The organism is Pseudomonas sp. GM84, assembly GCF_000282535.1.
Lineage (GTDB): Bacteria > Pseudomonadota > Gammaproteobacteria > Pseudomonadales > Pseudomonadaceae > Aquipseudomonas.
On sequence record NZ_AKJC01000211.1, the window covers coordinates 1 to 6,345 of the forward strand.

The 6,345-nt window shown below is 63.8% G+C and carries 2 protein-coding genes; one reads left to right on the top strand and one right to left on the bottom strand.

What is annotated here, in order from left to right; genetic code table 11:
* Window positions 1-91 precede the first annotated feature (91 nt).
* The gene (metH, locus tag PMI38_RS17455) at window positions 92-3,799 is read right to left on the bottom strand and encodes a methionine synthase (RefSeq protein WP_008096572.1); all 3,708 of its coding nucleotides are present in this window, start codon (window positions 3,797-3,799) and stop codon (window positions 92-94) included.
* Window positions 3,800-3,965: 166 nt separating this feature from the next.
* Between metH and PMI38_RS17460 the strand changes: the two genes are divergently transcribed.
* The gene (locus PMI38_RS17460; RefSeq protein ID WP_008096574.1) at window positions 3,966-6,266 is read left to right on the top strand and encodes a fatty acid cis/trans isomerase; all 2,301 of its coding nucleotides are present in this window, start codon (window positions 3,966-3,968) and stop codon (window positions 6,264-6,266) included.
* The last annotated feature ends 79 nt before the right edge of the window (window positions 6,267-6,345 follow it).

Consider the following 6,345-nt stretch of genomic DNA (forward strand, 5'->3'; position numbering starts at 1 on the left):
GGAAAGCCGGCTCCCACGGGTGCTGCACAGCGCTCAAGGCCTGCGCTGTGCCTGTGGGAGCCGGCTTGCCGGCGATGAGGCCGAAGCAGCCTTAGTTGTCGTACCCAAGGTTAGGCGCCAACCAGCGCTCGCTCACGCTCACATCCTGCCCCTTGCGCGCGCTGTAGCTGTCGATCTGGTCCTTGTCCACCTTGCCCACGGCGAAGTACTGCGCCTGCGGGTGGGCAAAGTACCAGCCACTGACCGCCGCCGCCGGGAACATCGCAAAGTGCTCGGTCAGGAACACACCACTGGCCCCGGTCTCACCGATCGCGGTGCCATCGAGCAGGCGGAACAGCGTTTCCTTCTCGGTGTGGTCCGGGCAGGCCGGGTAGCCCGGGGCAGGGCGGATGCCGCTGTACTGCTCCTTGATCAGCGCCTCGTTGTCCAGGTGCTCGTCACGGGCATAACCCCAGTGCTCTTTACGCACCTGTTCGTGCAGCCATTCGGCGCAGGCTTCGGCCAGGCGGTCGGCCAGGGCCTTGACCATGATCGAGCTGTAGTCGTCGCCCTTGTCCTGGTAGGCCTTGGCCACTTCCTCGGCACCGATGCCGGCGGTCGTGATGAAGCCGCCCACATAGTCGGTGACGCCGCAGCCCTTGGGGGCGACGAAGTCGGCCAGGGAGAGGTTGGCCTTGCCTTCCGGCTTGATGGTCTGCTGGCGCAGGTGGTGCAGGGTGGCCAAGGTCTGGCCGTCTTCGCCATACACTTCGATGTCGTCGTCGGCCACCTGGTTGGCCGGCCAGAAACCGAACACGGCACGGGCACTGATCAGCTTCTCGTCGATCAGTTTGTCGAGCATCTCACGGGCGTCCTTGTACAGCGCCGTGGCGGCTTCGCCGACCACTTCATCGGTGAGGATGCGCGGGAACTTGCCGGCCAGGTCCCACGAAATGAAGAACGGGGTCCAGTCGATGTACTCGGCCAAGGTGCGCAGGTCGATGTTTTCCAGCACCTTGACGCCGGTGAAGGAGGGCACCGCCGGCTGGTAACCGGCCCAGTCGTACTGTGGCTTGGTCGCCACCGCCTGGGCATAGCTCAGGCGCTCGGTGCGGGCGCTGCGGTTGGCGGTGCGCTCGCGGACTTCGATGTAGTCCTGGCGGGTCTTCTCGACAAAACCGGGTTTGAGTTCCTTGGACAGCAATTGGGTCGCCACGCCCACCGCGCGCGAGGCGTCGGTGACGTAGATGACCGCGTCATTGCTGTACTTGGGCTCGATCTTGACCGCGGTGTGCGCCTTGGAGGTGGTGGCGCCGCCGATCATCAGCGGCAGGTTGAAGCCCTGGCGCTGCATTTCGCGGGCGACGTGGACCATCTCGTCCAGCGACGGGGTGATCAGGCCGGACAGGCCAATGATGTCGCACTTCTCGTCGCGGGCGGTCTGCAGGATCTTCTCGGCCGGTACCATCACGCCGAGGTCGACGATGTCGTAACCGTTGCAGCCCAGTACCACGCCGACGATGTTCTTGCCGATGTCATGCACGTCGCCCTTGACCGTGGCCATGAGGATCTTGCCCTTGGCCTCGGGCTTGTCGCCTTTCTCCGCTTCGATGAACGGAATCAGGTGGGCCACCGCCTGCTTCATCACGCGAGCGGACTTGACCACCTGCGGCAGGAACATCTTGCCGGCGCCGAACAGGTCACCGACCACGTTCATGCCACTCATCAGCGGGCCTTCGATGACCTCGATGGGGCGTGCGCATTGCTGGCGGCACTCTTCGGTATCTTCGACGATGAACGCCGTGATGCCCTTCACCAGCGCGTGCTCCAGGCGCTTTTGCACCGGCAGCGAACGCCACTCTTCGTTTTCCACTTCCTTGGCCGCACCGCCGCCTTTGAAGTCGTCGGCAATGGCCAGCAGCGCGTCGGTGCCATGCGGGGTGCGGTTGAGCACCACGTCCTCGACCTTCTCGCGCAACGCGGCCGGGATCTCGTCGTAGATCTCCAGCTGGCCGGCGTTGACGATACCCATGGTCAGGCCGTTGCGAATGGCGTGATAGAGGAAGACCGAGTGGATCGCTTCGCGCACCGGGTTGTTGCCGCGGAACGAGAACGACACGTTGGACACACCGCCGGAGCTCAGCGCATGGGGCAGGTGGTCACGGATGAAGGCACAGGCTTCGATGAAGTCGACGGCGTAGTTGTTGTGCTCTTCGATGCCGGTGGCGACGGCGAAGATGTTCGGGTCGAAGATGATATCTTCCGGGGGGAAGCCCACTTCGTTGACCAGAATGTCGTAGCTGCGCTGGCAGATTTCCTTCTTGCGTGCGGCGGTGTCGGCCTGGCCGACCTCGTCGAAGGCCATCACCACCACGGCGGCGCCGTAGCGCTTGCACAGGCGGGCGTGGTGCTTGAACTGCTCGACGCCTTCCTTCATGGAAATCGAGTTGACGATGCCCTTGCCCTGGATGCACTTGAGGCCCGCTTCGATCACTTCCCACTTCGACGAGTCGATCATGATCGGCACGCGCGAGATGTCCGGTTCGCAGGCAATCAGGTTGAGGAAGCGAACCATGGCGGCCTGGGAATCGAGCATCCCTTCGTCCATGTTGATGTCGATCACCTGGGCGCCGGCCTCGACCTGCTGCAGGGCGACTTCCAGGGCCTCGGTGTAGTTCTCTTCACGGATCAGCCGGGCGAACTTGGCGGAACCGGTGATGTTGGTGCGCTCGCCGACGTTGACGAACAACGACTGGCGATCGATGGTGAACGGTTCCAGGCCCGACAGGCGGCATGCCTTGGCGATTTCCGGAATTTCCCGTGGCTTGTACTTGGCCACGGCTTCGGCAATGGCCTGAATGTGGCCCGGGGTGGTGCCGCAGCAGCCGCCGATGATGTTGAGGAAACCGCTGGCGGCGAACTCTTCGACCACCGCGGCCATCTCGGCCGGGGTTTCGTCGTATTCACCGAAGGCGTTCGGCAGGCCGGCGTTGGGGTGGGCCGAGACGTGGGTGTCGGCCTTGGTCGACAGCTCTTCCAGGTACGGGCGCAGGTCCTTGGCGCCGAGGGCGCAGTTCAGGCCCACGGAAATCGGCTTGGCGTGGCGCACCGAGTTCCAGAACGCTTCGGTGGTCTGGCCGGACAGGGTGCGGCCGGAGGCATCGGTGATGGTGCCGGAGATCATGATCGGCAGTTCGATGCCGTCGTCCTCGAACACCTGCTGCACGGCGAAGATCGCCGCCTTGGCGTTGAGGGTGTCGAAGATGGTTTCGATGAGGATCAGGTCGGCGCCGCCTTCGATCAGGCCGCGGGTGGCCTCGATGTAGTTGGTTACCAGCTCGTCGAAGGTGACGTTGCGGTAGCCGGGGTCGTTGACGTCCGGGGAGATCGAGCAGGTGCGGCTGGTCGGGCCGAGCACGCCGGCGACGAAGCGCGGCTTGTCGGGAGTTTCCAGGGTCTTGGCATCGGCCACCTGGCGGGCGATGCGCGCGCCCTCGACGTTCAGCTCGTAGACCAGCGACTCCATGCCGTAGTCGGCCTGGGAAATCTGCGTGGCGTTGAAGGTGTTGGTTTCGAGGATATCGGCACCGGCGTCGAGGTAGGCTTTCTCGATGGCGGCGATCACGTCCGGGCGGCTGAGCAGCAGCAGGTCGTTGTTGCCCTTGACGTCGCTTGGCCAATCGGCGAAGCGCGTGCCACGATAGTCGTGTTCCTCGAGGCGATAGCTTTGGATCATAGTACCCATGCCGCCGTCGAGGATCAGGATGCGCTCTTTGAGTGCGTTCTGGAGTGCTTGGAGACGAGCGCTGCGGTCGGACATAGGAACTACCTGGTCGGGCAAATATCAGAAGGTGCGGAATCATAACAAAGCTGCGCGGTTTTTAGGCGCATCGGCCATTTGCATGAATTTTGTTCATGTTGAGCCACAAGCACCCAAGGACGACCAGACAATCGTGATGGCTTTCAAGAACCAGGACTTACGGCACATGGTGCATCGCCTTATGGCTGCCGCCCTTGCCTTGCTGACCAGCAGCATGGCGTTCGGGCAGCCCCCCCAATCGAGCCCGGCAATTTCCTACACCCGGGATATCCAGCCGATCTTCACCGAGAAGTGCGTGGCCTGCCACGCCTGCAACGACGCCGCCTGCCAGCTCAAGCTGGAAAGCCCTGAAGGGGCGGTGCGCGGCGCCACCAAGGTACCGGTGTACCAGGGTGACCGGAGCAAGGCGGTGCCCACCACGCGGCTGTTCTACGACGCCCACACTGAAGAACAATGGCGCAACAAGGGCTTCTATTCGGTGCTCGACAACCAGGGCAGCCAGGCGGCGCTGATGGCGCGCATGCTCGAACTGGGGCACAAGACGCCACTCACCCCCAATGCCAAGTTGCCCGAGGACATCGTCCTGGGGCTGAACCGCAACAACATGTGCCCCTTGCCCCACGAGTTCGACGCCTATGCCGGCGCCCATCCGAAAGAGGGCATGCCGCTGGCGGTCACCGGCCTGACCGACAAGGAATACCAGACCTTGCAGCACTGGCTGGCAGCGGGCGCGCCGGTCGAGTACCAGCCAATCAAGCCCAGCGAGGTGGAAGCCAAGCAGATCGCCGACTGGGAGGAACTGCTCAATCGCCCAGGCTCGACCGAGGCACTGGTGGGCCGCTGGCTTTACGAACACCTGTTCCTGGCGCACATCTACTTCGTCGGCGGCGATCAGGGCCACTTCTTCCAGTGGGTGCGTTCGCGCACGCCAAGCGGCCAGCCGGTCGATCTGATCGCCACGCGGCGCCCCAACGACCCGCCGGGCACCGATTTCTACTATCGGCTGATCCCGGTGCAGGGCGTGATCGTGCACAAGACCCACATCACCTACCCGATGGGGCCGCAGAAGCTCAAGCGGGTGAAGCAGCTGTTCTATGCCGGCGACTGGCACGCCACGGCGTTGCCGGGCTATGGCCCGCGACACCGGGCCAACCCGTTCGAGACCTTCGAGGCGATCCCGGCGGTGGCGCGTTACCAGTTCATGCTCGACAATGCCGAGTACTTCGTGCGCACCTTCATCCGCGGCCCGGTATGCCGGGGCCAGATCGCCACCGACGTGATCCGCGACAACTTCTGGGCACTGTTCCAGGAACCGGCCCATGACCGTTACATCACCGATGCCGAGTACCGTGGCCAGGCCACGCCGTTGCTGGCCATGCCGGGCCAGATCGATGACGTGGGCAGCGTGCTTTCGTTGTGGCACGCCTACCGCGACAAGCGCAACGAGTACGAGAAGCTGCGCCGCGAAGCCTATGCCGATATGCCGGAGCCAGGCTGGGCGACCCTGTGGGCCGGCAACGACAACGCCATGCTGAGCATTTTCCGCCACTTCGACAGCGCTTCGGTTACCAAGGGCCTGATCGGTGACGTGCCGCAGACCGTCTGGTTGTTCGACTACCCGCTGTTCGAGCGCACCTATTATCAGCTGGCGGTCAACTTCGATGTGTTCGGCAATGTCTCGCACCAGTTGCAGACACGCCTGTACTTCGACCTGATCCGCAACGGCGCCGAGATCAACTTCCTGCGGCTGATGCCGGCGGGCCAGCGCGGCGCGATCCTCAGCGACTGGTACCAGAACAGCGGCAAGGTGAAGATGTGGCTCGACTATGAAGACATCGACACCGATACGCCGAGCGGCATCAAGCTCGACCCGCGCGACCCCAAGCGTGACTTCGGCCTCAAGCTGTTGCAGCGCACCGGCAGCCTGAATGCTGCGCCCGACCCGATCAACCGCTGCCAGGGCGCTTACTGCTCGCGTCCGCAGATGAGCGAAGAGTTCCGCAATGCCGAGCAGTCGCTCAGCCGCCTGGTGTCGCGCCCGGCAGCGGGGCTGAAGGTGATCAACCAGCTGCCCGAGGCGACCATGCTGCGCATCGAAGGCGAGGGTGGCCAGCGCCAGGTCTACAGCCTGTTGCGCAACCGGGCGCACAGCAACGTGGCCTTCCTGCTGGGCGAGGCCCGTCGCTACCTGCCGGGGCTGGATACCTTGACCCTGTACCCGGGGGTGCTGAGCAGCTATCCGAACTTCATGTTCAACATTCCGGTCAAGGATGTGCCGGAGTTCGTCGAGGACATGGAGTACGCGCGCGACGATGCCGACAAGTTCGAGCGCATCGTCATGCGCTGGGGCGTGCGCCGCAGCCATCCGGAGTTCTGGCGCTACTTCCATGACCTGAACACCTACATCAAGGAGACCACGCCGGTAGAGGCGGGCGTGCTGGACATGAACCGCTACGAGAACCTCTGATCGGTTCGGCTGACCTTTCCGAAATCACTGCGGTCGGAATCGGTGGGTGGTCCGGGGCTGCTTTGCAGCCCAATCGCCG

Bases quoted from the DNA above. Each gene is read 5' to 3' on its own strand.
- metH (WP_008096572.1), bottom strand. From the start codon at position 3,799: ATGTCCGACCGCAGCGCTCGTCTCCAAGCACTCCAGAACGCACTCAAA.
- PMI38_RS17460 (WP_008096574.1), top strand. From the start codon at position 3,966: ATGGTGCATCGCCTTATGGCTGCCGCCCTTGCCTTGCTGACCAGCAGC.